The 25784-nt window shown below is 71.3% G+C and carries 25 protein-coding genes and 3 pseudogenes; 19 read left to right on the forward strand and 9 right to left on the reverse strand.

From position 1 onward, the window contains the following. The first annotated feature begins 190 nt into the window (after nt 1-190). The 6 genes from ABR737_RS34415 to ABR737_RS34440 all read left to right on the forward strand — a co-directional run bounded on the left by ABR737_RS34415 (nt 191) and on the right by ABR737_RS34440 (nt 4596). Nucleotides 191-1660, forward strand: a complete 1470-nt coding sequence (locus ABR737_RS34415; RefSeq protein WP_350254885.1) for a 2-hydroxymuconic semialdehyde dehydrogenase — start codon at nt 191-193, stop codon at nt 1658-1660. An 89-nt stretch (nt 1661-1749) separates the two neighbouring features. After that, complete coding sequence (locus tag ABR737_RS34420) at nt 1750-1872, forward strand: hypothetical protein (protein WP_350254886.1); 123 nt, start codon at nt 1750-1752, stop codon at nt 1870-1872. Further along, complete coding sequence (locus ABR737_RS34425; protein WP_350254887.1) at nt 1869-2633, forward strand: 2-keto-4-pentenoate hydratase; 765 nt, start codon at nt 1869-1871, stop codon at nt 2631-2633. The genes ABR737_RS34420 and ABR737_RS34425 overlap by 4 nt, the downstream gene beginning before the upstream one ends. Continuing rightward, the gene (locus tag ABR737_RS34430; RefSeq protein WP_350254889.1) at nt 2633-3082 is read left to right on the forward strand and encodes a RidA family protein; all 450 of its coding nucleotides are present in this window, start codon (nt 2633-2635) and stop codon (nt 3080-3082) included. Before ABR737_RS34425 ends, ABR737_RS34430 begins: the two co-directional genes overlap by 1 nt. After that, complete coding sequence (locus ABR737_RS34435; protein WP_350254890.1) at nt 3079-3600, forward strand: 3-hydroxyanthranilate 3,4-dioxygenase; 522 nt, start codon at nt 3079-3081, stop codon at nt 3598-3600. Before ABR737_RS34430 ends, ABR737_RS34435 begins: the two co-directional genes overlap by 4 nt. A 3-nt stretch (nt 3601-3603) precedes the next feature. Further along, nucleotides 3604-4596, forward strand: coding sequence for an amidohydrolase family protein (locus ABR737_RS34440; RefSeq protein WP_350254892.1), 993 nt, complete (start codon nt 3604-3606; stop codon nt 4594-4596). Here ABR737_RS34440 and ABR737_RS34445 read toward each other — a convergent pair. Together ABR737_RS34445 and ABR737_RS34450 are read right to left on the reverse strand one after the other, a co-directional pair. Beyond that, the gene (locus tag ABR737_RS34445) at nt 4581-5567 is read right to left on the reverse strand and encodes a LysR substrate-binding domain-containing protein (protein ID WP_350254894.1); all 987 of its coding nucleotides are present in this window, start codon (nt 5565-5567) and stop codon (nt 4581-4583) included. The genes ABR737_RS34440 and ABR737_RS34445 overlap by 16 nt on opposite strands. 9 nt (nt 5568-5576) lie before the next feature. Then, nucleotides 5577-6323, reverse strand: coding sequence for an IclR family transcriptional regulator (locus ABR737_RS34450; RefSeq protein ID WP_350257039.1), 747 nt, complete (start codon nt 6321-6323; stop codon nt 5577-5579). Nucleotides 6324-6450: 127 nt separating this feature from the next. On the opposite strand from ABR737_RS34450, the gene ABR737_RS34455 reads away from it, so the two are divergent. From ABR737_RS34455 to dmpG, 3 genes are read left to right on the forward strand one after another with little or no spacing between them, the layout of a single operon-like run. Continuing rightward, entirely contained in the window at nt 6451-7284 is an 834-nt protein-coding gene (locus ABR737_RS34455) for a 2-keto-4-pentenoate hydratase (RefSeq protein WP_350254895.1), read from the forward strand. Beyond that, nucleotides 7281-8243, forward strand: coding sequence for an acetaldehyde dehydrogenase (acetylating) (locus tag ABR737_RS34460; RefSeq protein WP_350254897.1), 963 nt, complete (start codon nt 7281-7283; stop codon nt 8241-8243). The genes ABR737_RS34455 and ABR737_RS34460 overlap by 4 nt, the downstream gene beginning before the upstream one ends. Next, on the forward strand, nt 8240-9382 hold the full coding sequence (gene dmpG, locus ABR737_RS34465) for a 4-hydroxy-2-oxovalerate aldolase (protein WP_350254899.1): 1143 nt from the start codon (nt 8240-8242) through the stop codon (nt 9380-9382). The genes ABR737_RS34460 and dmpG overlap by 4 nt, the downstream gene beginning before the upstream one ends. 236 nt (nt 9383-9618) lie before the next feature. Here dmpG and ABR737_RS34470 read toward each other — a convergent pair whose 3' ends face one another. From ABR737_RS34470 to ABR737_RS34495, 6 genes are read right to left on the reverse strand one after another with little or no spacing between them, the layout of a single operon-like run. Next, entirely contained in the window at nt 9619-9852 is a 234-nt protein-coding gene (locus ABR737_RS34470; RefSeq protein ID WP_350254900.1) for a hypothetical protein, read from the reverse strand. Between the two features lie 8 nt (nt 9853-9860). Then, the gene (locus ABR737_RS34475; protein WP_350254901.1) at nt 9861-10340 is read right to left on the reverse strand and encodes a ribose-5-phosphate isomerase; all 480 of its coding nucleotides are present in this window, start codon (nt 10338-10340) and stop codon (nt 9861-9863) included. 9 nt (nt 10341-10349) lie between these two features. Further along, on the reverse strand, nt 10350-12068 hold the full coding sequence (locus ABR737_RS34480) for a dihydroxyacetone kinase family protein (RefSeq protein WP_350254903.1): 1719 nt from the start codon (nt 12066-12068) through the stop codon (nt 10350-10352). 34 nt (nt 12069-12102) lie between these two features. Further along, nucleotides 12103-13557, reverse strand: a complete 1455-nt coding sequence (locus ABR737_RS34485) for an FGGY family carbohydrate kinase (protein WP_350254905.1) — start codon at nt 13555-13557, stop codon at nt 12103-12105. Continuing rightward, the gene (locus ABR737_RS34490; protein WP_350254907.1) at nt 13554-14603 is read right to left on the reverse strand and encodes a 2-hydroxyacid dehydrogenase; all 1050 of its coding nucleotides are present in this window, start codon (nt 14601-14603) and stop codon (nt 13554-13556) included. The genes ABR737_RS34485 and ABR737_RS34490 overlap by 4 nt, the downstream gene beginning before the upstream one ends. Further along, nucleotides 14600-15271: an HAD family hydrolase gene (locus ABR737_RS34495; protein WP_350254908.1), complete on the reverse strand. Its 672-nt coding sequence runs from the start codon at nt 15269-15271 to the stop codon at nt 14600-14602. The genes ABR737_RS34490 and ABR737_RS34495 overlap by 4 nt, the downstream gene beginning before the upstream one ends. Nucleotides 15272-15398: 127 nt before the next feature. Between ABR737_RS34495 and ABR737_RS34500 the strand changes: the two genes are divergently transcribed. From ABR737_RS34500 to narY, 3 genes and pseudogenes are all read left to right on the forward strand, one after another. Further along, the gene (locus ABR737_RS34500) at nt 15399-16193 is read left to right on the forward strand and encodes a DeoR/GlpR family DNA-binding transcription regulator (RefSeq protein WP_350254910.1); all 795 of its coding nucleotides are present in this window, start codon (nt 15399-15401) and stop codon (nt 16191-16193) included. Between the two features lie 172 nt (nt 16194-16365). After that, the gene (locus ABR737_RS34505; protein WP_350254912.1) at nt 16366-17688 is read left to right on the forward strand and encodes an MFS transporter; all 1323 of its coding nucleotides are present in this window, start codon (nt 16366-16368) and stop codon (nt 17686-17688) included. Nucleotides 17689-17797: 109 nt separating this feature from the next. Next, a pseudogene (gene narY, locus ABR737_RS34510) lies at nt 17798-18088 on the forward strand (nitrate reductase subunit beta); the annotation flags it as partial. Between the two features lie 260 nt (nt 18089-18348). On the opposite strand, the gene ABR737_RS34515 reads toward narY, so the two are convergent. Continuing rightward, nucleotides 18349-19512 carry a magnesium and cobalt transport protein CorA gene (locus tag ABR737_RS34515; RefSeq protein WP_350254913.1) on the reverse strand — a complete coding sequence of 388 codons (1164 nt, stop codon included), beginning with the start codon at nt 19510-19512 and terminating at the stop codon, nt 18349-18351. Nucleotides 19513-19731: 219 nt separating this feature from the next. On the opposite strand from ABR737_RS34515, the gene ABR737_RS34520 reads away from it, so the two are divergent. The 7 genes and pseudogenes from ABR737_RS34520 to ABR737_RS34550 form a co-directional block, all read left to right on the forward strand. After that, complete coding sequence (locus tag ABR737_RS34520) at nt 19732-20121, forward strand: cell division protein SepF (RefSeq protein WP_350254914.1); 390 nt, start codon at nt 19732-19734, stop codon at nt 20119-20121. 55 nt (nt 20122-20176) lie between these two features. After that, nucleotides 20177-21685: an AAA family ATPase gene (locus ABR737_RS34525; RefSeq protein ID WP_350254916.1), complete on the forward strand. Its 1509-nt coding sequence runs from the start codon at nt 20177-20179 to the stop codon at nt 21683-21685. Beyond that, nucleotides 21682-22041: a nucleotide pyrophosphohydrolase gene (locus ABR737_RS34530; RefSeq protein ID WP_350254918.1), complete on the forward strand. Its 360-nt coding sequence runs from the start codon at nt 21682-21684 to the stop codon at nt 22039-22041. Before ABR737_RS34525 ends, ABR737_RS34530 begins: the two co-directional genes overlap by 4 nt. Nucleotides 22042-22447: 406 nt before the next feature. Continuing rightward, a complete protein-coding gene (locus ABR737_RS34535; RefSeq protein ID WP_350257040.1) occupies nt 22448-22903 on the forward strand; it encodes a DUF6099 family protein in 456 nt (151 codons plus the stop codon). 384 nt (nt 22904-23287) lie between these two features. Continuing rightward, entirely contained in the window at nt 23288-24211 is a 924-nt protein-coding gene (locus tag ABR737_RS34540; protein WP_350254920.1) for an LLM class F420-dependent oxidoreductase, read from the forward strand. 74 nt (nt 24212-24285) lie between these two features. Then, a pseudogene (locus ABR737_RS34545) lies at nt 24286-24408 on the forward strand (hypothetical protein); the annotation flags it as partial. A 790-nt stretch (nt 24409-25198) separates the two neighbouring features. Beyond that, nucleotides 25199-25665: pseudogene (locus ABR737_RS34550) on the forward strand (SDR family NAD(P)-dependent oxidoreductase); the annotation flags it as partial. Nucleotides 25666-25784: the final 119 nt, after the last annotated feature.

Here is a 25784-nt window from a genome sequence, read left to right on the forward strand (position 1 = left end):
CGGCAGTCCGTTCGGCGCGGCGCGTTCCCGGACCTTCGTGGCCCCTGTCACCCCCGTCCTGACCTGTGGGGAAGCGGTCCTGGCGGGCGGCAGGCGGGAGCGCGCGCCGGAGGCACATACCGAAGTGGGCATAGCAGTAACCCGAAAGATCATTTGTCAGTCATGGCGGCGCGATTCCAGGGTGGGAGCCATGACGGCACAGATTCCGCGGTGGATCCGCAACTTCGTCGACGGGCGGTTCATCGACCCCGAGGGCCACTGCTTCGACGCGACCGACCCGGCCACCGGCCGCGTGCACGCCCTCGTCCACGAGGCCGACGCTCTGTTGGTGGACCGGGCCGTCACCGCGGCGCGCAAGGCGCTGGACACCTGGTCGGCGACCGCGGTCCGGGAGCGGACCGACGTGCTGCGCAGGGCGGCGGACCTGATCGAGGCACGGTGCGAGGAGTTCGTGGCCGCCGAGGTGGCCGACACCGGCAAGCCCGTCACCCTGGCCCGCGACCTGGACGTGGCCCGGGCCGTGGGCAACTTCCGGACCTTCGCCGACGTGGTCGCCGCCGCCGGCCAGGAGTCCTTCCTGACCGACCTGCCCGGCGGACGTCACGCCCTCAACTACGCTGTGCGCAAGCCGCTCGGCGTGGTCGCGGTCATCGTGCCGTGGAACCTGCCGCTGCTGCTGCTCACCTGGAAGGTGGCCCCGGCGCTGGCCTGCGGCAACACCGTCGTCGTCAAGCCCAGCGAGGAGACGCCCGGTACGGCGGCCCTGCTCGCCGAGGTGCTCGCCGAGGCGGGGCTCCCGGCGGGCGCCTACAACGTCGTGCACGGGTTCGGCGGCGGTTCGGCGGGGGAGTACGTCACGACCCATCCGGGGATCGACGGTGTCACCTTCACCGGTTCGTCGGCGACCGGCGCCCGCGTGATGAAGACGGTGGCGCCGCGCGTGCGCCCGGTCTCCTTCGAACTGGGCGGCAAGAACGCCGCGGTCGTCTTCGAGGACGCCGACCTCGAGGAGACCCTGGACGGCCTGACCCGGTCGGTGTTCGCCAACACCGGCCAGGTGTGCCTGTGCACCGAGCGGGTCTACGTCCAGCGGTCGGTCTTCGCCGACATCGCCGACGGGCTGGTCGAGCGGGCGCGGTCCCTGAGCCTGGGCAGCCCGCTGGAGGCGTCCACCACTACCGGGCCGCTCATCTCGCAGGCACACCGCGAGAAGGTGCGGGCGTATCTGGAGCTTGCCGAACAGCTGGGTGCCAACGTCCTCATCGGCGGGAACACGCCCAGCCTGGGCGCCGAGCTGGACGGCGGCTCGTGGATCGAACCGACGCTGTGGACGGGCCTGACCAACGCCGACCGGCCGGTGCGTGAGGAGATCTTCGGACCCGTCGCCGCGCTGATCCCTTTCGACACGGAGGAGGAGGCCATCGCGCTGGCCAATGACACGGAGTACGGTCTCGCCGCCGCCGTGTGGACCCGCGACCTGCGCCGCGGCCACCGCGTGGCACAGGCGATGAACGTGGGCATGGCCTGGGTCAACACCTGGTTCCTGCGGGACCTGCGCTCGCCCTTCGGCGGTGTCGGCCTCTCCGGCCTCGGACGGGAGGGAGGCGCCTCGTCCCTGCACTTCTACACCGAACCGACGAACGTGTGCGTGTACCTGTGAAGGCGCCCGCCGCGACGGGGGCACCGACCCCCGGTTCCCGCACCCGTGATCGAACCGGCTGCCGGCAACACACCGGTGGCCAGAAGGACATGACCGTGGACATCGCCCCGCACGCCGTATCCGGCGGCCGCAGGCCAGGACCCGGCGTACGCCGCGCGTCCGGCGTCGCCGCCGCGCTCACCGCCGGCCACGGCGCAGGAGATGACCGATGATCGCCGACGAGACGATCGGCGCACTGGCCACCCGGCTCGACGACGCCCAGACGTCCGTGGCCGACACCCCGAGCCTCGCCGGCACACACCCCCTGGACATCGACGACGCCTACGCCATCCAGGCCGCGCTCCTCGCCCGGCGTGTGGCGCGCGGCGAGCGCACCACCGGCGTCAAGCTGGGCTTCACCAGCAAGGCCAAGATGGCGCAGATGGGGGTTTCGGAGATCATCGTCGGCCGGCTGACCGACGCCATGTGCGTGGCCGACGGCGGCGAGGTCGAACTGGCCCGGTTCATCCGCCCGAAGGTGGAGCCGGAGGTCGCCTTCCGGCTCGCCCGGGACGTGGACACGGGCGCCCCCGGCACCGACATCACCGCCTGTGTGGACGCCGTGGCCCCCGCGCTGGAGATCATCGACTCCCGTTACCGGGACTTCCGTTTCACCTACGAGGACGTCGTCGCGGACAACACGTCCGCGGCGGGCTACGCCATCGGCCCGTGGCTGCCCGTCCAGGATGTGCCCGACCTCCCCGTACGGCTGCACGGTGAGAACCGCGAGATCCTGGGTTCCACCGCAGCCATCCTCGACGGACCGTCGCACGCACTGCGCGCGCTGTTCCACATGGCCCGGCGGCGGCGTATCCCGCTGCGGGCGGGCGATGTCGTGCTCGCCGGCGCGGCCACCGAGGCGATCCCCCTGACCCCTGGGGTGACCGCATGCGAGATCACCGGTCTCGGCCGGGTCAGTATGAGGAGTGTGTGATGCACCAGGCCCGTATCGTCCCGGGGAAGGCGACGCCGCGCGGCCGCTTCCCGCACTTCCGCCGCGCCGGTGACCTCGTGTTCGTCTCCGGCACCAGCTCCCGCCGCCCCGACAACTCCTTCGTCGGCGTCACGACGGACGGGATGGGCACGACCGACCTCGACATCCGGGCGCAGACCCGCGCCGTCATCGAGAACATCGCCGACATCCTCGCCGATGCAGGCGGCAGCCTCGCCGATGTCGTCCAGGTGACCACCTACCTGGTCTCCATGAACGACTTCGGAGGCTACAACGAGGTCTACGGCCGGCACTTCGATGAGAACGGCCCGGCCAGGACCACCGTCGCCGTCCACCAACTCCCCCATCCCCACCTGCTCATCGAGATCCAGGCCGTGGCCCACCTGCCGGCCACCGCCACGGCCGCCACCACCATCGAGGAGACACCGTGACCGACATTCCCGAGGTCATCGACTTCCAGGGCTGGATCGACGCCCATGCGCACCTGCTGAAGCCGCCGGTGAACAACCGGACCATGTCGCTCGGCAACGACTTCATCGTCCAGATCATCGGCGGCCCCAACCAGCGCACCGACTTCCACCTGGACCCGTACGAGGAGTGGTTCTACCAGATCAAGGGGGACATGCATGTCGGCCTCATGACCGACGAGGGCCCGCGGACCGTGCACGTGAAGGAGGGGCAGGCGTGGCTGCTGCCGGGCAATGTGCCGCACTCCCCGCAGCGCCCCGACCCCGGCTCCATCGGCCTGGTGATCGAGCGGGTCCGCGAAGAGGGCACACTGGAGAAGTTCCTGTGGTTCTGCCCGTCCTGCTCCGCGACCGTGCACGAGGTGGAGCTCCAGGTCCGCGACATCGTGGCCGATCTGCCGCCGGTGTTCGCGGAGTTCTACGGTGACGAGCAGGCCCGCGTGTGCTCCGCGTGCACCACCGTGCACCCCGGGAAGGGCTGACCGGTGGCAGACGTGATCGACGTCCACACCCACTGTGTGCCGCGGGGCTGGCCCGACCTGTCGGCCGTGGGCGGTCCCGACGCTCCCTGGCTGCGGATCGAGTCCGAGACCGAGGCCGTGATCATGACCGGGTCGTCGGAGTTCCGCCGCATCCAGGCGGACTGCTGGGATGCGGACGTGCGGCTGCGGGACATGGACGCGGACGGAGTGCGCGCCCAGGTGGTCTCCCCCACCCCGGCCTTCTTCTCCTACGGCCGCAGCGGCGCCGAGGCCGCGAAGATCGCCCGGATCTTCAACGACCTGGCTCTCGAGATCACCGCTCCCGCGCCGCACCGGCTGATCCCCTTCTGTCAGGTGCCGCTCCAGGACCCGGACGCCGCCTGCCGTGAGGTGGAGCGGGCCGTCGCGGCCGGTCACCGGGGCGTGGAGATCGGCAACCACGTCGGCGACCAGGACCTGGACAGCGAGGGGGTGGTGACCTTCCTCCAGCACTGCGCGTCACTGGACGTGCCGGTGTTCGTCCACCCCTGGGACATGGACACCTCGCCCCGCCTGGACCGGTGGATGGCGCGGTGGCTGACGGCCATGCCGGCGGAGACCCATCTGTCGATCCTGGCGATGGTCCTGGGGGGCGTCTTCGACCGCATCGACGAGCGGCTGAAGATCTGCTTCGCGCACGGCGGCGGGTCGTTCGCCTTCTGGGCGGGCCGCATGGAGAACGCCTGGCACGGACGCCACGACATCATCGGTACCTCGCAGTACCCGCCCTCCCATTACCTGGGCCGGTTCTCCGTGGACTCCGTCGTCTTCGACGAGCGTGCTCTGCGACTGCTGGTGGACACCGTCGGCGAGGACCGCGTCATGGTGGGCAGCGATTACCCCTATCCGCTGGGCGAGCGCCCGGTGGGCGAGGTGGTGCGCAAGAGCGGTTTCCTCACCGAGGAGGCGCGGCACAAGATCATCCGCGGTAACGCGGAACGCTACCTGGGGCTTTGATGCCCGCTGCGCTCCGGGTCCCCGGCCCGCTCCGCTCGGGTACGGGGACCGTCCGTCATCGACTCCGCGGCCTCCTCCAGGCTCCGTATCAGTGCCTGCGCCGACGGGCGGAGAGTGCGCCCTTCCGGCAGGGTCACCCCGACCCGGTGCCCGACCGGCTCCAGCGGCACCGGAAGCCGGGCCAGCCTGCTGTCGTCCTGCACGATCAAGGCAGGCAGCACGGCCACCACGTCGGTGTCCAGCAGCAGTTGACGCACCGCAAGGAAGGAGGTGGCCTCCACGCGGTTCTGCGGCGTCCCGAGCCCCTGCCGGGCGAAGAGTTCCTCCACCTCGCGACGGAGCGTGGTCTGCTGGCCGGGCAGGATCCAGGGGAAACCGAGGGTGTCCGCCAAGCCGGCGCCGGGCCGTTCGGTCAGCGGATGGCCCGCGCGGACGACCAGGCCGACGTACTCGTCGTAGAGCGGGCGCCGGATCAGCCCCTCGCCGGAGGGCGCGGTCAGCCGGCCGACGATCAGGTCGATCCGTCCGGCCTCCAGGTCCCGCAGCAGTTCCTCCGGGGAGGCCTCGCGCACCACCACGGTGAGAAGGGGATGGTTCCGCTTCAGCGCCGCAACGGCACGCGGCAGCAGGATGTTCGAGCCGGCCAGGTGCGTGCCGACCACGACGGTTCCCCGGTCGGCCTCGGCCAGTTCCACGAGATGGCGGCCCGCCTGGGTGAGCTGGGCCAGGACGGCGCGCGCGTGCCGGGTGAACGCCTCGCCGAAGACGGTGGCGCTGACTCCCCGGGGGCCGCGCTCGAACAACGGCACGCCGAGGATGTCCTCCACCTCGTGCAGACTCCGGGTGGCGGCGGGCTGTGTCACATGCAGCTCCTTGGCCGCGCCCACTACCGATCCCTGCCGGGAGAGCGCGTCCACGAGCAGCAGGTGCCGCACCTTGAGCCGGCCGTCGAACAGGCGGGGGGTCTCCACGGCACGACACTAACCGAGCCGTGCCCCGTCCTCCGTCCGGCCCTCGCGCAGCACCCGGGACAGCCCGAGAGCGGCCGTACGCACCGCAGGGGCGAGCCGGGCGGCGCTGAAGCGCTCCCGCGGCACCGCGACCGACAGCGCGGCCACGGTCACGCCGCCCGCGAAGACGGGGGCCGCGATGCAGCTCACCCCTTCCGCGGCCTCTTCCTCCTCGTAGGCGAGCCCGGCCACCTGGGTCTTCTCCAGCGCCGCGCGCACCAACAGCGGGTCGGTGAGGGAGCGCGGAGTGAGGCTCGGCAGCGGCCGGGACAGCAACTCCTCGGTCAGTTCGGCGCCCGAGAAGGCGAGCAGCGCCTTGCCCACGGCGGTGCAGCTCAGCGGCAGGCTCCCACCGATGCGGGAGGGCAGCCGCAGTGCGTCGTGGCCGTGGATGCGTTCGAGGTAGACCACCTCCAGACCCTCGCGGACGCCGAGGTGGACGGTCTCACGGGTGGCCTCGAACAGGTCCTGGAGGAAGGGCAGCGCCACCTCCCGCAGATCGCGTCTGCGCGGCACCCGGGAGCCGAGTTCGAAGAGCTTTGCTCCCAGCCGGTAGCGGGTTCCTGAGCGTTCCAGCCAGCCGAGGCGGACCAGGTCCGCCGTCAGCCGGTGCACGGTCGGCTTGGGCAGACCGGTGCGTCGCGCAAGTTCCGACAGACGGTACGACTCCGTGTTCGGAGTGAAGCACTCCAGGATATGCGCCGCTTTGTCGAGCATATTGCCCGCCTCGTTGTTCCGTGTCACGGAACGAACTTTGCCCCGCCGGGGCAGCTCTGTCTATACCGAGGTCATCCCGAGGCCACCGAGGGCCCCGAAGTCCTTGTCACTCTCCGGAGGTTGCACCATGCCGTCCCCGCCCGATACCGTCCGGCACGGCGACCCCGTCCCGGCCGTGGCCCAGGCCGCCGCCTCGCTGGCCGGGGCCGCCCGCACCCTGGCCCCCTGCGCGCCGGTGCGCGCGCTGTTCGACGAAGGCGACGTCGAGTCCGCCTACGCCGTACAGCAGTTCAACGTGCGGCGGGCCCTGGCCGCAGGGCGCCGGATCACCGGCCGCAAGATCGGCCTGACCTCCCCGGCCGTGCAGCGGCAACTCGGCGTGGACCAGCCCGACTTCGGCGCCCTGTTCGCGGACATGGCGGTCCCCGACGGTGGCCAGGTGTCCGCCGGCCGGCTGCTCCAGCCGAAGGTGGAGGCCGAGGTCGCGCTGGTCCTCGGGGCCGACCTGCCGTACGAGGTCTGCACCGTCGCCGACGTGCTGCGGGCCGGCGAGTTCGTGCTGCCCGCCCTGGAGATCGTGGACAGCCGGGTGGCGGAGTGGGACATCTCCCTCGTGGACACCGTCGCCGACAACGCCTCCAGTGGCCTGTACGTCCTCGGTGGCACTCCCGTCCCGCTCACCCGGCTCGACGTGCGCGCGCTGACGATGACCATGACCCGCAACGGCGAGCAGGTCTCGGTGGGTACGGGCGCCGACTGCCTCGGCAGCCCGCTCAACGCGGCCACCTGGCTGGCCTCGACGCTCGCCATGAGGGGCGATCCACTACGGGCGGGCGACGTCGTGCTGACGGGCGCGCTGGGGCCGATGGCTCCCGCGGCGCCGGGAGATGTGTTCGAAGCCCGCATCCCGGAACTCGGGTCGGTGCGGGTCGGGTTCGCGACAGAGGGGGACAACCGATGAGCAGCGAGCACCACTCCCGTACCAAGGTCGCCGTCATCGGCTCGGGGAACATCGGGACCGACCTGATGATCAAGGTGCTGCGCCTGTCGGACAGTCTGGAGATCGCCGCCATGGCAGGCATCGACCCGGCTTCCGACGGTCTGGCCCGCGCCCGCCGCCTGAAGGTCGCCACCACGCACGAGGGCATCGAAGGCCTGGTGGCCATGGACGAGTTCGCCGACGTGGAGATCGTGTTCGATGCCACCTCGGCCGGCGCGCACCGCCACCACGAGGACGTGCTGCGCCCTCTGGGCCGTACGCTCATCGACCTCACCCCGGCCGCCATCGGCCCGTACGTGGTCCCGCCGGTCAACGGCGACGCCCACCTCGACGCGCCCAACGTCAACATGGTCACCTGCGGTGGCCAGGCCACGATCCCGATGGTCGCCGCGGTAGCAGCGGTGACCCCGGTCCACTACGGCGAGATCGTCGCCTCCATCGCCGCACGCTCCGCCGGTCCCGGCACCCGCGCGAACATCGACGAGTTCACCGAGACCACCGCGTCCGCCATCGAGCAGGTCGGCGGGGCCGCACGGGGTAAGGCGATCATCGTCCTGAACCCGGCCGAGCCCCCGCTGATCATGCGGGACACCGTGCACTGCCTGGTGGACGACTGCGACACCGAGGCGATCACCGCCTCCGTGGAGGAGATGGCCGGCCGGGTCCAGGCGTACGTCCCCGGCTACCGGCTCAAGCAGAAGGTGCAGTTCGAGCGGGTGAGCGCGGATGATCCGCTGCGCGGGCTGCTACCCGCAGGCGCCGCGGGTGACGCCCTGCGCGTCTCCGTCTTCCTGGAGGTCGAGGGCGCCGCGCACTACCTGCCGGCGTACGCAGGGAACCTCGACATCATGACCTCGGCCGCGCTGCGCACCGCCGAGCGCATGGCCGCACACCGCTCCACCGAGGGGGCAACACGATGAGCACCGGCAAGAGCACCGAAACGAGCACCGCGGCGAGCACCGAAACGAGCACCGCGGCGAGCACCGAAACGAGCACCGACAAGACCGCGGACGCCCCCCGGCCGGGCCAGGGAACCGTCCCGCCCGCGCTGTACGTCCAGGACGTCACCCTGCGGGACGGCATGCACGCCGTGCGGCACCGCTACACCGTCGAGCAGGCCCGTGCCATCGCCGCCGCCCTGGACTCCGCCGGGGTCGCCGCCATCGAGATCGCCCACGGCGACGGACTGGCCGGCTCCAGCATCAACTACGGCATCGGCGCCCACACCGACTGGGAGTGGATCGAGGCGGTCACCGACGCCGCCGACCAGGCCGTGCCCACCACACTCCTGCTCCCCGGCATCGGCACGCTGCACGACCTGAAGCAGGCCCACGCCCTCGGGATCCGCTCGGTGCGCGTCGCCACCCACTGCACCGAGGCCGACATCTCCGCCCAGCACATCGCCGCCGCCCGCGACCTGGGCATGGACGTCGCCGGGTTCCTGATGATGTCCCACATGGCCGAGCCCGCCGAACTCGCCCGCCAGGCCCAGCTGATGGAGTCCTACGGCGCGCACTGTGTCTATGTCACCGATTCCGGCGGCCGCCTGACGATGGACGGCGTCCGCGACCGCTTCCGCGCGTACCGCGACGTCCTCGACCCGGCCACAGAGCTGGGCATCCACGCCCACCACAACCTCGCCCTGGGCGTGGCCAACACTGTCGCCGCCGTGGAGAACGGCGCCGTACGGGTCGACGCCTCGCTCGCCGGCCAGGGCGCGGGAGCCGGCAACTGCCCCCTGGAGGCGTTCATCGCCGTCGCCGACCTCATGGACTGGGAACACGGCTGTCACCTCTTCCCCCTCATGGACGCCGCCGACGACCTCGTACGCCCCCTCCAGGACCGCGAGGTCCGCGTCGACCGCGAAACCCTCACCCTCGGCTACGCCGGCGTCTACTCCAGCTTCCTCCGCCACGCCGAAACCGCCGCCGCCCGGTACGGCCTGGACACCCGCTCCATCCTGGTCGAGGTCGGCCGCCGCAAGTTGGTCGGCGGCCAGGAGGACATGATCACCGACATCGCCCTCGACCTGGTCGGGGGGCGGGTCGGCGCGGCCTGAGCGACAGGTTGGAACGCATGGGGCGCGGCGGGTGCCTGTGCCGGCGACCCGGAAGCTCGGCGACTGGCTGTACGGAAGTGCGCTGCCGGGATCGGGGAGCCGTCCGCCCGCGTCGCTGAGGGTGAAGACGCCGATGGGGGAGCGGAGGCCGCCGGCCGAGTGGTCGGCGGTTCAGCCGCGCAGGGCGTTGCGCGCGGGCCAGGAGGCTTTGGGCTGCCAACCGTGGCCGCCCGTTCCTACAGAACGGCCTTGGACGTCCAGGTGCTCCTGTCCGATCGCCTGACGACGAGCGCTTGCCGGGTGTCGTCCGGGACTTCGGCGCGGGTCCGGGGCCCCAGGTCGGGCAGCACGTCCGACTGTTCCCCGAGGGTGTGGTCGCCCGCGGTGATGGTGTGCGCGGTCGCCCCGGCGCGGCCGTGCAGCCAGACCGACCTACCGGCCTCGGCGAGGCGTGGGATCGTGTCGTTCACGGACGCGCTCACTTCGTCTGCTCGTAAGCGCCGATCGCGGCGACCTTCTCGGCGGATGCGGACTGCTCGTCGAAGTGCTGGCCGAGCCATTCGTCGACGAGGGTGCGGGCCAGTTCCAGGCCGATGACGCGCTGGCCGAAGCAGAGGATCTGGGCGTTGTTGCTGAGAACCGAGCGGCGTACGGAGTAGCTGTCGTGGGCGGTGACGGCGCGGATGCCGGGGACCTTGTTGGCGCTGATGGCCACGCCCAGCCCGGTGCCGCAGACGAGCAGCGCGCGGTCGGCGTCGCCCTCGGCGACACGGCGAGCCGCGTCGACGGCCACATGCGGGTAGGCGGTGTGCTCGTCCCCGCGGACACCGACATCGGTGACCTCGGCGACCCGGGGGTCGGCGGCGAGGTCGCGCTTGAGAGCTTCCTTGTACTCCAGCCCGGCGTCGTCACTGCCCACGACGAGACGGAGCGGGGGGCGAGGTGGCGTGGTGGTCATCGTGGTTCCTTAACGGTGGGCGGCCACGGCTTCGAGCACCATGGCGAGGGAGATGGCCCCGGGGTCGGGGGTGCCGAGGCTGCGCTCGGCCAGGGGGCGGGCACGGCCGAGCCGGGGGCGCAGTCCGGCGGTGGCCTCGGCGGCGGTACGGGCGTCGGCGGCGGCCTCGGCGAAGGCGCCGGTCACCGGGCCGCCTTCCGCGAGGCGCCGGGTGAACGCGGTGACGAACGGCTGGAGCGCGTCGACGAGGGTCTTGTCGCCCGGCTCCGCCTTGCCGAGGGAGGTGACGGCGGCCAGCGCGGACGCGGCCCCGGCCGCCAACTCATGGGGTTCGGGGGCCCGGTCGGCGGGGAGCGCGGAGCCGAGCGCCCGCAGCGCGGCACCCCACAGGGCGCCGGAGGTGCCGCCCGCGTCGGCCGCCCAGGCGTCACCGGCGGCGCCGAGCAGCGCGGCGGGGGCGGCCTGTTCCTGGTGGGCCCGCTCGGCGACGGCGAGGGCCGCGTTTACGCCCTTGCACATTCCGCGCCCGTGGTCGCCGTCCCCGGCCACCGCGTCGAGGCGGCCAAGGGTTTCCTCCTGCTCGTGCAGGACGTCGCGGGCGGCGCGCAGTGCCCGCACCGCGCGGTCCGCGGTCCGTCCGGCGGCGCCGGTGGCGGTGGGGAGGGGGGAGGCCGCGGAGGCACGGCGGCCGGGGGGTGCGTGCCGTGCCTCCGGGGCCGGTCCGGTGGGGTGCACGGTTCCGCGGCGGTGGGCGGGGGTGTCGACGGGGGCGAGCCACAGGCGTTCCAGCTCGTCATCCAGCCAGGTCAGGGTGAGGGAGCAGCCCGCCATGTCGAGACTGGTGACGAGCTCGCCGACCTCGGGCCGTACGGGTTCGAGCCCCTCCTCGGCCAGGAGGCGGGAGACGGCGGCCCACAGGACGTACAGCTCCTCGTGTTTGGTGGCGCCGAGACCGTTGAGGAGGACGGCGACGCGGGATCCGGTGTGCGGGGGGCGTTCGGCCAGCAACCCCTCGACCAGGGTGCGGGCCAGATCGTCCGCGGAGGTCAACTCGCTTTCGCTGACGCCGGGTTCGCCGTGGATGCCGAGGCCCAGGCCGAGTTTGCCGTCGGGGACGGTGAACAGCGGCTCGGACCGGCCCGGCAGGGTGCAGCCCGCGAAGGCGACGCCGAGGGTGCGGGTGCGGGCATTGGTGCGTTCCGCGATCCGTACGACCTCGTCCAGCGAGGCGCCTTCCTCGGCGGCCGCGCTCGCGGTCTTGAACACCACGAAACCGCCCGCTATGCCACGCCGGTGTGCGAGGTCGTCGGCGGGTGCGGAGGCGATGTCGTCGGTGACCGCGAAGCACCGCGCGGGGATGCCGTCGGCGGTCAGGTGCTGGGCGGCGAGGCCGAAGTTCATCACGTCCCCGGCGTAGTTGCCGAAGAGGAAGAGCACCCCTCCGCCGGTTTCGGCCTCGAGGGCCACCGCACGGGCGCGGTCGGCGGACGGCGAGGTGAAGATGTTCCCGATCACCGAGCCGTCGGCGAAGCCGGGGCCGACGACGCCGCAGAACGCGGGGTAGTGACCGCTGCCGCCGCCGGTGAGGACGGCGACCTTGCCGGGCCGCGGCCGCACCGCCCGTACGACTCCGCCGGGGACCGCGGTGACGTACTCGGGGTGGGCGGCGGCGAATCCGGTGACCATGTCGTCGGCGAAGCGCGCGGGGTCGTTGAACAGGCGGGTCATGCAAGGCTCCTGGAGGTGCGGGTGCAGGACGCCGTCATCGGGACCATTCCTCGCGGGCGGCGGCCAGGCTGCGCCGGTAGGCGGCGTAGCCCTGGGCGTAGAACTCGATCGCGGAGGGGTCGGCGGTGACGGTGCGTCGCCGGGCGCGCCACCCGTCGGCGTCGACGGGCTCCCCGAGGGCTTGCCAGGCGACCTGGGCGGCGCCGCGGATGCCGACCGCGTCGTCGCAGACGTACAGGTCGGTGCCGAGGACGCCGGCGAAGATGCGGGCCCATTCGGCGGACCGGGCGCCGCCGCCGCAGGCGGTGACGGCGCCGGTGACGCCCAGCGTCTCCATGCAGTGCCGGGCGGAGTACGCCACGGACTCGCACAGGGCGCGGATGAGATCGGCGCGGGAGGTCAGCGGGGACAGGCCGTCCAGCCGGCCCCGGGCGCGGGCGTCGACGAACGGGGCCCGCTCGCCGCCGGCCGACAGGAACGGCAGGGCACTCACCCCGCCGGCGCCCAGGGGCGAGGTGGTCAGCAGGGCGTCGAGTTCGGCGATCCGCACCCCCAGCAGCTTCAGCAGCCAGTCGAGTCCGGCGGTACCGATCATGGCGGGCATCACCCGCAGGTAGCGCTGCTCGAAGGGGGTGGCGAGCAGCATGCCGGCGGGCTCGTCGCCGGTCACCGGGGCCGGGTCGGCGGTGAGCACCTGGCTGGCCAGCGTGGTCCCGATGATCAGGTTGCCGTCGCCCGGCCGGGCGAGGCCCGAGCCGAATCCACAGGCGGGTATGTCGAACGGGCCCGCGGAGACCGGCAGTCCGGGCGGCAGACCGAGCTGTGCGGCCACGTCCGGCAGGAGGGGGAAGAGGGTGCCGGGCGGCGCGGGCTCGGGGAGCAGTCGCCGGTAGGCGCTCAGGCCGCAGAGGTCGAGGGCCGTTTCGTCATAGGTGCGGGTGGCGACGTGCAGGAACGGCTGGGAGGCGTCGGAGGCGTCGACGGTGATCCGGCCGGTGAAGCGCTGGACGATGGCGTCCACGCAGTATCCGGCGACGGCGGCGTCGGCCAGGCGCTCCGGCTCGTGCTTGGCCAGGTGGGCGAGGAGCGGGGCGGCCGAGCCGGGGAACATGCCGGCGCCGGTGCGCCGGTGGACGTGGTGGGCGACGCCGTCGGCCGTCCAGTCGTCCAGGATGCCGGCGGCGCGGCCGTCCATCCACGAGAGGGCACGGCCGACGCCGGCTCCCCGGGCATCGCGCAGCCACAGCCCGTCGCCCTGACCGGTCAGGGCCAGTGCCTCGACGGGCTCGCCGAGCCGTCGGGCATCGGCGACCACCGCCCGCACCACGGTGATCACGGTGCCGATGACCTCGTCCATATCCTGTTCGACGCGGTTTCCCGGCAGGGTGTAGACGGTGCTGCGGGCCTCGTGGGCGGGGGTGGTGTGCCCGTCCCTGCCGATCAGCTGGGCTTTGGTGACGGAGGTGCCGACATCGACTCCGACGATCATCGTGCACCCCCTGGCAGCACTTCCGGGTTGGCGACGAACTTCAGCGGCTCGCCGCGCAGGTAGCGGGCCGCCTCACCGGCGCTGATGGCGGCGGCGCGATGCGCGGTCTGGCGGGTGGCGCCGGCCAGGTGCGGGGTGGTGATGACGTTGGGGGCGTGGTGCAACGGCCAGTCGGCGGGCGGCGGTTCGAGGTCGTAGACGTCGAGGGCGAGGGCGCCGAGACGGCCGGTCTCCAGGAGGGCGGGCAGCGGTGCGTAGTCGAGGAGGCCGCCGCGCGCGGAGTTGACCAGGACCGCGCCCTCGGGCAGGAGACCGAGGTTGCCGGCGTGGAGCAGGTGCCGGGTCTCGGAGGTGAGCCGCGCATGGAGGCTCACCACGGCGCTGCGGCCGAGGAGGTCGTCGAGGGCGACCAGTTCGACCCCGTCGGCGGCGGCACGGGCCGGATCGGTGTACGGGTCGGCGACCAGGACGTGGGAGCCGAAGGCGCGCAGGACGCGGGCGACGATCGAGCCGATGGCGCCGTAGCCGACCAGTCCGACGGTGGTGCCGTCGAGTTCGAGGCCGGCGTTGTCGTAAGCGTAGTAGTCGCCGCGCCAGAGCCCCTTCTTCAACTCGGCGTCGGCGGCCGGGATACGGCGCAGGGCGGCGAGCATCAGGCCGATGGCGAATTCGGCGGCCGCGGCGGCGTTGCGACCCGGGGCGTAGGAGACCACGACGCCGGCCCGGGTGGCGGCGGCGAGATCGACATTGACGGGGCCGCCCCGGCAGACACTGATCAGCTGGAGCGCGGGCGCCCGCTCGATGACCTCGGCGGTGAAGGGTGCCATCTGGGTGAGGGCGATCTCGGCGTCGCCCAGGGCGGCCAGGACGGCGTCCTCGGTGCCGCTGGCCTCGTCGACGCCGCCGACCGGGCCGAAGGGGGTGACCGGCCAGGGCGAGCGCAGGGAGCGGAAGGCGAGGTCGGTGCCGGGGGCGGCGTCCCGCAGGGCGTCGACGAACAGTTCCGGGGCGACGAATTCATCGCCCGCTGCGAGAACCTGGGTCATGCCCGGTCACCTTCCTTCAGCCGGCTGATCAGGTAGCGGCGTACGGCGTCATGGTCGGCGGCGGTGAACCGCGCCGCGGCGAGCGCGTCGGCGGCCGGCGGGTACTGGGGGTTGGGGATGGCCACCACGGTCATCCCCGCCGCGGCGGCGGCGCGCAGGCCGTTGCTGGAGTCCTCGACGGCCAGGCAGTCCACGGCGGGCACGCCGAGCTTCGCCGCGGCGGCCAGATACACATCGGGGCTGGGCTTGCCGTGGGCCACCTCGGCGCTGGAGACCGTCGCCTTGAAGTGGTGGTCGATGCCGTGGTGCACCAGTACCCCGTCGATCACCCGGCGTGGCGCGGAGGAAGCGAGCGCGATCGGCGCGCACGCCGCGGCTTCGGCCACCATCGCGCGGGCGCCGGGCAGCAGGTCGATCCGGCCCTGTTCCAGGGCGTGGACCATGCCGTCGACCACGGCCTGCTCGGTGGCCTGGGGGCTCTCGCCGCCACTGGCGAACGCGGTGAGGTAGGCGGCCCACTCGGGGGCGCTCATGCCCTGGCAGTTTCTGGTCTGTTCGGGCCCCCAGGTCGCGCCGCGTTCGGCTGCGAAGGCCGTCCACAGCTCCTCCCAGAGGTGCTCGCTCTCGACGAGCACACCGTCCATGTCAAATACCACTGCTTCGGCCACGGCCGGTACTCCTTAACGTCGCGGTCCCCACAAATTAACGTCCATAGAGTTAGGTGTCACTAGTCGATTGATAGAAAACGTGGACCCGATGAGGTCGCGCCGGGCCGGACGGGGCAGGATGAGCCGTATGACCAACCAGGGGAAGCGCGCCACCCGCCAGCAGCGGCAGCAACGGCAGCAGCAGATCGTCGACCACGTCGTGGCACACGGCGACGCGACCGCTGCCGACCTGGCCGAGCTGACCGGCGTCAGCCTGATGACCGTGCACCGCGACATCACCGAACTGGTGGAACGCGGCGTCCTGCGCAAGTACCACGGCGGCGTCTCCGCGCAGCCGTCCACGGTCTTCGAGTCCAGCTCCGACTACCGGCTGCACTCCCATGTGGCGGACAAGAACGCCCTGGCCAAGGAGGCGCTGAAGTTCATCACGCCGGGCATGTCCCTGATGCTCGACGACTCGACCAGCGCCCTGGCGCTGGCCAGACTGCTGCCGCAGGCGGGGCCGCTGACCGTGGTGACCAACTACCGCCTGATCACCGAGGAGTTGCGGGACGCGGAGAACATCCGGCTGATGTGCATCGGCGGGGAGTACTCCCGTACCCACGACTCATGGATCGGGCTGCCCGCGCTGGAGATGGTCGCGGGCTTCTCGGTGGACCTCACCGTGCTCTCCACCTCGGCGATGACGGGGACCATGACCTTTCACCAGGAACAGGAGATCGTCGCGGTCAAGCGGGCGATGCGGGACGCCGGTGCGTGCCGCGTGCTGCTGATGGACCACAGCAAGGTCGGCCGCAGCGCCCTGCACCGGCTGGCCGGCGTGGAGGCCTTCGACCATGTGCTGCTGACCGGCCCGGTCGAGTCCGGCCTGCTGGCGTCCATGGGCAAGCTGACCGATGTCCGGGTGGTCGGCACCGACTGACCGGGACCGGCAACGCCGCCCCGATGCAACATTCAGATCGATAATTCTAACGCGACTATTGATATTTTCCATGGAGGTGCTGACGCTGTAGGTGCCGCCGAGGTTCACGTCGGACTTCGGGCTTCGCTCACGGCCGCCCGGCCGTCCGGACACCTACGCAAGGAGGCGCCCCGTGGGTTCCACGCCCCCCACCGGCAGCGGGCCATCACCCAGGCTGACCGACCGGCTCGGCATACCGCACCCCCTGGCCTGGGGTTTTCTTGGTCTGCTGCTCTTCATGATCGGTGACGGTGTCGAGTCCGGCTATCTCTCGCCGTATCTGACGGACAACGGTCTCTCCACGCAGCGGGTCGCCCTGCTGCTGTCCGCGTACGGCATCACCGCCGCCGTCGCCGCGTGGGGCTCCGGTGCCCTGTCCGAGCTGTGGGGGCCGCGCCGCGTGATGTGGACCGGACTCGGCATCTGGGGCGTGTGCCAGGTGCTCTTCCTCGCCTTCGGCGTGGGGTCCTTCAACTACCCGGTCATGCTCGCCACCTATACGCTCCGCGGCTTCGGTTACCCCCTCTTCGCCTTCGGGTTCCTGGTCTGGGTCACTTCCGCGACGCCCCAGCGCCGGCTGGGCGCCGCCGTGGGGTGGTTCTGGTTCGCCTTCAGCGGCGGCCTGCCCACCCTCGGCTCACTGTTCGCCAAGGCGACGATCCCCGTCGTCGGCCAGTACGTCACCCTGTGGCTCTCCCTCGGCCTCGTCGTCCTCGGCGGCGCCATCGCCCTCCTGGGCGTCCGCGAACCGCACGGCGCGATGCGCACCGAAGGGCGCCCCCTCGCCACCCTGCTGAAGAGCATCACCATCGTCTGGCAGCAGCCCAAGATCGGCATCGGAGGCGTCGTCCGCGCCATCAACACCGCCCCCGAGTTCGGCTTCCTGGTCTTCCTCCCGCTCTTCTTCACCAAGACCGTCGGCTTCTCGCTGGGCTCCTGGCTGACCCTGCTCAGCGCGATGTTCACGAGCAACATCATCTGGAACCTGCTGTTCGGCGTGATCGGCGACAAGCTCGGCTGGCGCCGCACCGTCGCGTACTGCGGCGGTCTCGGCTGCGCGGTCAGCACGCTGCTGCTCTATTACGTACCCGTCGCCACCGGCGCCCACATGGGGATCGCGCTCCTCGTGTGCGTGCTCTACGGCGCCACCCTCGCCGGATATGTCCCGCTGTCCGCGCTGATGCCGTCGCTCTCCCCGAAACACAAGGGCGCGGCGATGTCCATCCTCAACCTCGGCGCCGGGCTCAGCACGTTCATCGGCCCGGCCATCGTCGGTCTGGCCATCGGCCCGCTCGGCGTCGCCGGCGTCATCTGGATCTTCGCGATCCTCTACGTCGTCAGCGCGGTCCTCGCCTTCTTCCTGCGACTTCCCCCTGAGGAGCCGGCGCCGGGCACCGTCCAACAGCCCGCCGCCGGCCGGGACATCATGCCGCCGACCGAGCCGGTCGGCCGCTGAGGCGTCCGGCGGACGCGGGGCCCGGCACGCACCGCCGGGCCCCGCGCGCAGATCCCGACGACCGGTACCGCCGGCCGACCGGTGATCGAAAATCATCTCTCGCAAAGCGGTGGTGGAGGCACTGACCGAGACGGGGCACGACGGCGAGGACCCGGCCAGTCTGTTCGGCGCCATCGGCTCGCTGCGCATCCCTCTCGAGTACCTTGCCGAACTGTTCACGGCAGGAGACCCGGCCCCGGTGGAGGCCGCGCTGTGCCGGCTCGCCGCGATGCGTGCGCACCTGCGGCGGGTCAATCTCGGTGAGGAACAGGACCCGCATATCGCGGGCGCCGTGGGCCGAGGGCCTGGACCCCTTCCCTGCGCCGAGAGGACCGAACTCCTCTACCGGAGGCTGCGCGTGCCCGCCATACGGGCCGCCACCAGCCGCAGCGACCGGGTGGTCCACCCGTTGCTCACCGCGGTCCTGCCGGCGGGCCTGACCGCCACCGCTCAAAGAGCGGGAGCGGTCGGCACTGCTTCGCCGCACCAGCTGCACAAATGCGCTCCCGCTTCCACCCTCGGGCGCCCGCAGGCCCGGCAGACCCGTTCCGGAGCGTGGGGTGCCTCCCCGCCCCCTCGGCAGCACGGCCGCCGGTGTGTGCCTGCTTGCACGTCGATCACTCAGAGCCAGTCCCGGCGCTTGAAGATGAAGTACAGGCTGGTGCACACCACTGCCATCAGGACGATGGCGAACGGGTACCCGAACACCCAGTGCAACTCCGGCATGCTGTCGAAGTTCATGCCGTAGATGGTCCCCACGAGGGTGGGTGCGAAGAGGATCGCCGCCCATGAGGAGATCTTCTTGATCTCCTCGTTCTGTTCGAAGCCGGCTTCGGCCAGGGCCCGCATCTCCGCGTTCTGCTGCTGGTTCACCAGGGTGGCGTTGACGGCGAGGATGTCCTGCAGGGCCTGCCGGAAGCCGTCCACGCGGTCCGTGGTGTGCAGTACGTGGTCGGCCACGTCGCGCAGATAGCGGCGCAGCTCCTCGTCGATGGCGTACTTCTCGAAACCCGCGGTCAGGCCCTCCAGCATGCCGTTCAGCGGGCGGGTGGCGCGCTGGAACTCGACCACCTCACGGGAGAGTTCGTAGATACGCCGGGAGACCCGGGGGTCGCCGCTGAAGACCTCGGTCTCGATCTCGTCGATGTCGTTCTGGACGCCGGCGACGACCGGCTCATAGCCGTCGACGACGGCATCGAGGATGGCGTAGAGCACGCCTTCGGGGCCGCGCTTGAGGAGTTCGGGGGTGCCCTCCATGCGGGCGCGTACGGCCGAGAGGTCGGGGGCGCCGCCGTGCCGCACGGTGATCACGAAGTCGCGGCCGACGAAGACATGCAGTTCGCCGAAGTCGACCTCCTCCGGGTCGTCGAGATAGCGCGCGGCGCGCAGGACGACGAAGAGGGTGCCGCCGTAGCGTTCCAGCTTGGGGCGTTGGTGAGCCTCCAGGGCGTCCTCGACGGCGAGCGGGTGGAGGTCGAACTCCGTTGCCAGGGCGAGCAGTTCGTCGCGGCTGGGGCGGTGCAGGCCGATCCAGGCGAGGGTGCCGGAGGTGGCGCGCTGCTGCCGGAAGGCCTCGGCGAGCGTGTCATGGGTGCTGACCCGGTGGCCGTCGCGGTAGAGGACGGCATTGATGACGCTGCCGGTGGCTTCGGCCGGGGGCTGCCCCGCCGCCGCGTCGGATTCGTCCGCGGCCCGGGCGGGCGACGGCTCGGCGGGGCGCTTCTTGGCGGGCTTGCGCAGGCCGCGCAGACCACGCGGCCGACGACCGGGAGGCTCGGACCCCACGACAGCACCAACCTCCGTCACACGGGGATGAACGGGCACACAGAATCTCGACGGAGGATATCTGCCGGAGATGCCGGAACAGGCCAGCGGGCATGGTGCAGGATGGAGCGGGGCGTGCCGCGGCGTGTGTCACGTCCGCCGAGGTTTGTGGGTTTATCCCTAGAATTGTGCGATGCAGATACCGCAGACAGCCAACACTCTCCCGGGCGAGGTGATTCGGTGAACGGCCCCGATGCCACCGACGAGCAGTGGGAAGGGCTGGCCGAGGTCGTCCCGCTCCGCGGCAGCAGTGAATGGCCTTCCTGGCCCGACCACCGTGCCCTCCCCGAGGAGGAGCCGGCCGAGGAGGCGCGGCGGTTCATCGTCATCCGCGTCCAGATCTTCGCGGACGCCCGTGAGGTCGCCGAGTACCTGATGGCGCAGATCCCGGTCCTGCTGGACCTCAGCAGTGCCGACGGCGATGTCGCCAAGCGCATCCTCGACTTCTCCAGCGGAGTCGTCTTCGGCCTCGGCAGCGGGATGCACCGCGTGGACACCAATGTCTTCCTGCTGGCGCCGACCGGGACCGAGGTCGCGGAAGAGGTGGCGGGAAGTGTCCCCCGTTCGTAGGAAGAGCTGTTGGGCGTAACGGTTCTCCGGCCGGGGCGCTGCATAGCGTCCCTTCATGAATCCCGACAGTGTGCGGCCGGCCGTCACGGAGTTACGGCTGTCCGCCTTCAAGTCCCATCGCGGCGTCACCCTGCCGCTCTCCCCGCTGACCCTGTTGAGCGGGGGGAGCGGCAGCGGCAAGTCCAGTGCGCTGCAGGCGTATGAAATCCTCGCCCGGCTCGGCAGCGGGGAGTCGCTCTCCCGGGCGGTGGGGGAGGTGGCGGGCAGCCCCGCGGCCTGTGTGCCGGCCGGGGCGCACCCCGACGAACAAGGGCGGCGCGGGTTCCGTATCGGCTGCACGGTCGACGGCCCGGCAGGTCCCGTCAGCCTCGATCTCGCCGTCCAGGCCGAGCCCGAACTGCGGATCGTCGGCGAGCGGTTGACCGGCGGCGGCGAGACGCTGCTGACCACCGCACTCACCGACCCCACCCGTCCGGCCGTCCAGGCCGCCTGGCACACGGCGGGTGCGACTCCCGTGACCCGCGCGCCGCTGCCCGACGACCGGCTCGGCACCTCCCTGCTGCCGCTGCGCGTCGCGGGCAAGACGGCGGGGCAGCGGCTGGTGCTGGCCGCGGCGGAGCAGGTCGTGGTCGCTCTGCGGTCGGCGTTCGTGTGTGACCCGCGGCCGGAGGTCATGCGGGGAGCGGGGACAGGCGGTACGGGAAGTACGGGCGGTACGGGTGTGGTCGGTGAGGGCGATGGACGGGGTGCGGACGGCGGGGGGCCTGGCGCCGGACGTGCCGGACATGCCGCCGGGGCGCGCGGGGGCGGTGCGGGAGCCGGGCGCGGGAAAGCGGTGAGTGCGCCGGGGGGAGCGAGGGGGACCGGCGGGGCGGGCGTTGCCGGAGGAGCTGCGGGGGCCTGGGGTGCGCGGGCGCGCAGGACGAGCGGTGGTGAGGCGGGCGGCTGGGGCCGTGCGGCGGGGGAGCCGCGGGACGAGGGGCGGCTGCGGTCGTCCTGCGACAACCTGCCCGCGGTGTTGCAGCGTACGAGCCGGGAGTGCGCGCGGCGGCATGCGGTGCTGGTCGCGGCGGTGCGGGAGGCGTGTGCCGGTCCCGTCGAGGGGCTGCGTGCGGTGCCGTGGCAGCCGGGCGGGACGGGAGACGGGACCGCCGGTGCTCCTGCGGCGGTGGGGCGCGGTGGCTCCACGGGGCCGCAGGGCGTACCGGGGGCCGGGGGCGCGGTGGGTGTGCGGGCCGTACTGGACCGGGGCGAACTGGGGGAGCTGCCCGTCGAGCAGTTGGGCGATGGTGAGCTGCGGTTTCTCGCGCTGGCACTGGTGCTGCTCACCGGGCCGGACGTACTGGCCATGGATCCGGTCGGGGAGGTCCCGTCGGCCCATCAGCAAATGACGGTCATGGCGGACGGGATGGATCGCTGTATGGACCGCAGGCAGGCACGTGAGCTGGTGTCGCTGGCCGTGCGGATGACCGAGCGCGGACATGTCCGGTTGCTGGGGACGGTGCGGGATCCCTCGGTCGCCGACGGGCTGCCCGGCGTACAGGTGCTACACCTAGAGGCATGAGTGAGGATCTTCATGCGCTGCAGCGACGACTGGCCGAGTTCGCGGCCGCGCGGGACTGGCAGCAGTACCACACGCCCAAGAACCTGGCCGCGGCGCTGAGCGTCGAAGCTGCTGAACTCGTCGAGATCTTCCAGTGGTTGACGCCGGAGGAATCGGCGAAGGTGATGTCGGACCCGCGGAAGTCCGGCCGGGTCGAGGACGAGGTCGCGGACGTCCTGGCGTATCTGCTGCAGTTCTGCGAGGCGCTGGGGATCGACGCGTTGACGGCGCTTGCCGCAAAGATCGAGCGCAATGAGTCGCGGTTCCCGGCGGTGCGCTCGGCGCGGCCCGATCGTCCGCGCGAGGGGGAGGAGTAGCGGCTGAGGCGGGTGGGGGAGGACTGGCGGGCTGAGCCGGGAGGGCGGGGCGAGCGGGGAGGGGCGGGCGGCCAGGAGGGCGGGAATTGGCGGGCGGGGGCGTCGGCTCCCGCCCGCAGGCGTTTCCGGATTCTTCCGGGGAGTGCTGACGCTCCCTGCATCGCCCCTCTTCGGGCGTTTCGCGTGACTTGTGCAGGGCGTGTGAGGGGTGGGGGTGCTGTGGTGCGAGGGGAGGGAGTGGGGACGAGGTCGCCGCTCGTCACTCTATGGAGTCATGGATCTTTCCACATCGCCTTGCTTGTCCATAGATTTGCGAATTCCCCTGGCTTTTTTGGGTGTTCACCCTCACTCTGGGTAGTGGAAAGAGTGCACGGTGCACGCGAATGAAGAGGAGAGGAGGGAGCGGATGGACGCGGTGCGGATCATCGCGGCAAGCCGGCGCGGTCTGGCCGAGGCGAACACGGTGCAGGGAGTGATCGTCGAGGCATGGCAGGCGCAGGCCTTGGCGGAGGCGATCGGCAGCCATCTCGCGATATTCGGGCCGTACGAAGTGCGGTCCAGAGCCCGAGGGCTGGGCGACGCGGGCGGGCGGTTCAGCGGGGGACTGCTGTGCCCGGCATCGGTCACAGGGGGACTGCGGGCGGCTCAGCTGTCCGAGGTGCGGGACGCCAAGGAGGCACTGACCGGCCTGTGCCGACTGCTGCGGGAAGTGTGCGAAGCGCTGGTGAGCGTGGTGCTGCTCGCTGACGAGGAGGGGATGTACTGGACGTGCGTCGAGGCGATGGACACGGTCGACGAAGCGAGAGACCGTGTGGCCGGGATACTGGAGAAGCTGGAGGTGCGCGACCGGAATCCTGCCTGAAGCAGAAGGACACCACTGTCACTGCCCCACTGCCCTTCCCCTCCCCGCTTCTCCTTCCGCTGCCGCTCGCCGCTCGCCGGTCGCCGTACGCCCTCGCGCCGAGCTGAGAGCCGGGGCCGACCGCCCCGACTCCCCGCCGCCCCTTCCGCGCGGTGTCCGCATCGCCCATATCGTTCCGGCCGCCCACACCGCCCCGTCGCAGGCCCCTCGTCCTCGTCGCCCTCGCCGGGGCAGACACAAGAGCAGACACAAGAGCAGACACAAGATGTGCTCACCTGATCCGGTTCGCCCCGGCCAGGGCATCGACCGACCGGTGCATCGACCGACCGGCGCATCCATGCGCCTCCGACGATTGGTTCGCTGCTCGGAGCGCAGGATGGAGGTATGAAGCTACGCATCTTCACCGAGCCCCAGCAAGGGGCTTCCTACGACACTCTTCTGAAGGTCGCCAAAGCTACTGAGGACCTTTCCTTCGACGCGTTTTTCCGTTCGGATCATTATCTCCGCATGGGCAATGCCGACGGGCTGCCCGGTCCGACGGACGCCTGGATCACCCTGGCGGGGCTGGCCCGTGAAACCCGGCGCATCCGTCTCGGGACGCTCATGACGGCGGGCACCTTCCGGCTGCCGGGTGTGCTGGCCATCCAGGTGGCCCAGGTCGATCAGATGTCCGGCGGCAGGGTGGAACTCGGCCTCGGCGCCGGCTGGTTCGAGGAGGAGCACAAGGCATACGGCATTCCGTTCCCCAAGGAGAAGTTCGCCCGGCTGGAAGAGCAGCTGGCGATTGTCACCGGCCTGTGGGCCACCGAGGCAGGACAGGAGTTCAGCTACGACGGGACCTATTACCACCTGGAGAATTCGCCCGCGCTGCCCAAGCCGGCCCAGGGCAAGGTGCCGGTGCTGATCGGCGGACACGGTGCCACGCGTACACCGCGGCTGGCGGCACAGTACGCCGATGAGTTCAACATCCCCTTTGCCTCGCTCGAAGACAGTGAGCGCCAGTTCGGACGGGTGCGGGCGGCCGCTGAAGCCGCCGGGCGCAAGGGCGATGAGCTGGTGTACTCCAACGCCCTCGTGGCCTGCGTCGGCAGGAACGATGCCGAGGTGGCACGACGGGCCGCGGCCATCGGGCGGAACGTGGACGAACTGAAGGCCAACGGCCTTGCGGGCTCACCCGACGAGGTCGTCGACAAGATCGGGCGCTACGCCGCCATCGGGGCGTCCCGTGTCTACCTGCAGATGCTGGACCTGGATGATCTCGACCATCTGGAGCTGATCTCCGCGCAGGTGCAGTCGCAGCTGAGCTGACGGCTGAGCGGGCGTCGGGCGGCGCCGCCGGAAAACCGGTGTGGATCGAGGCGTGCACGGCAATACTCGGCCGCGTGTTCCTGACGATAACCACCAACGGCAGCGCCGACCGTCCCGCGACCGACCTCGGATTCCTGCTGCACAAGCATCCTGACAAGGCGCAGCAGTTCTCGACGTCGCACGGCACCGCGCATGTCAACCTCGTGTGGCGCGCCACGAGGACGGCGGCGGAGGCCGCGCAGAAGAATCCCCGTGCGCCGCGCGCCACATGAGCACCCACGCGGTCAACCAGTTCGAGACCCACGCGCAGCGCGCGGCCACTGATCCTGATTGGGAGGTCAAGCCGTTCGGGGAGATCAAAAACCTCGGCCTGGCTGCGAGGACCCGTGTCCTGTTCTACACCGTGCTGGACCTGCACCCGCTGGATACAGCCTGCCGGAGATCCGGCAGGCCCTGCCGCCGACAGCCGCCGAACCTCAGTCCGCTGTGGAGGCGGAGGGCGGACCGGTCGATGAGCTCACCACGCTGATCGAGTGGGTCAACGAGTGCCGCGATACCTGGGAGCCAGCCGACGTGCCCCTTGTGCTCGACTGCTCGCCCAGTCCACGCCGGGGCTCGAAGCGGAGGTCGAACAGCGGGTCATCCGCCGCGCCGCTCTCCGCCTGCAGCGCCTTTACACACGCCTGGCGCCCACCGTGGGCGAACGCCACGCAGCCCTGGAGTCCTGGCCGCCACCGACCTTCTCATCCATCCGCTCAGCGTCAACGGCGACAACACAGACTCGGGCGACTACATCCTCGGCAAGCTCAGCACCATCCTGCTGTATCCCCCAGAGGAAGATTGATCTGCCGCACGGGCCTGAGCCGGGCTGAGCGGTTTGCCCAGATGGCCGGTGCTTTTCGTGAAGCCCGGGACCGCTCACCTGCCCATTCCAGCCCGAGAGCGCTTTCGGATTCCTGCGGCACTGCGCAAGGCCGTCGGCCGCTGATCCGGGCCGACGCCCTCCCGGAGGGCCGCGACGCTTATCCTCCGCCGGAGTTCGAGCAGCAGGACCAGGCTCACCCGGGCTGGACCGGGCCCAGGGGCCTCCCCCCGACCACGGGGAGGACTCCTACCGGGGCAGCGGCCTTCTGGAAGGGCGCAAGGCCGTGGCGACCGGCGGGGACTCCGGTATCGGGCGGGCCGTCTGCCTGGCCTTCGCACGTGAGGGCGCGGACGTCCTGTTCACCTACCTCCCGGAAGAGGACAAGGAAGCCGGTGAGACCTCCCGTCACATCGAGGAAGCCGGGCGTACGCCGATGGCGGTGCCCTGCGACGTCCGCGAGGAAGTGCAGTGCGAGCGTCTTGTGGAACGCGCGGTGACGGAGTTCGGCAGGATCGACATCCTCGTCAACAACGCCGCCTACCAGATGTCACAGCCCGACGGCATCAGCGCCATCACCACCGAACAGTTCCGTGGAGGCACGTGAGGCGGCGTGAGCTGGGCGAACGTTTCCTCGGCAGGCCCCCGGGCACCCGTCCAATGACGCCCGCGCAGCGTTTCAAGACAGACCCGGCGATTCGCGCCGGAGAA

Origin of the sequence: Streptomyces sp. Edi2 (genome assembly GCF_040253635.1) — a bacterium.
Lineage (GTDB): Bacteria > Actinomycetota > Actinomycetes > Streptomycetales > Streptomycetaceae > Streptomyces.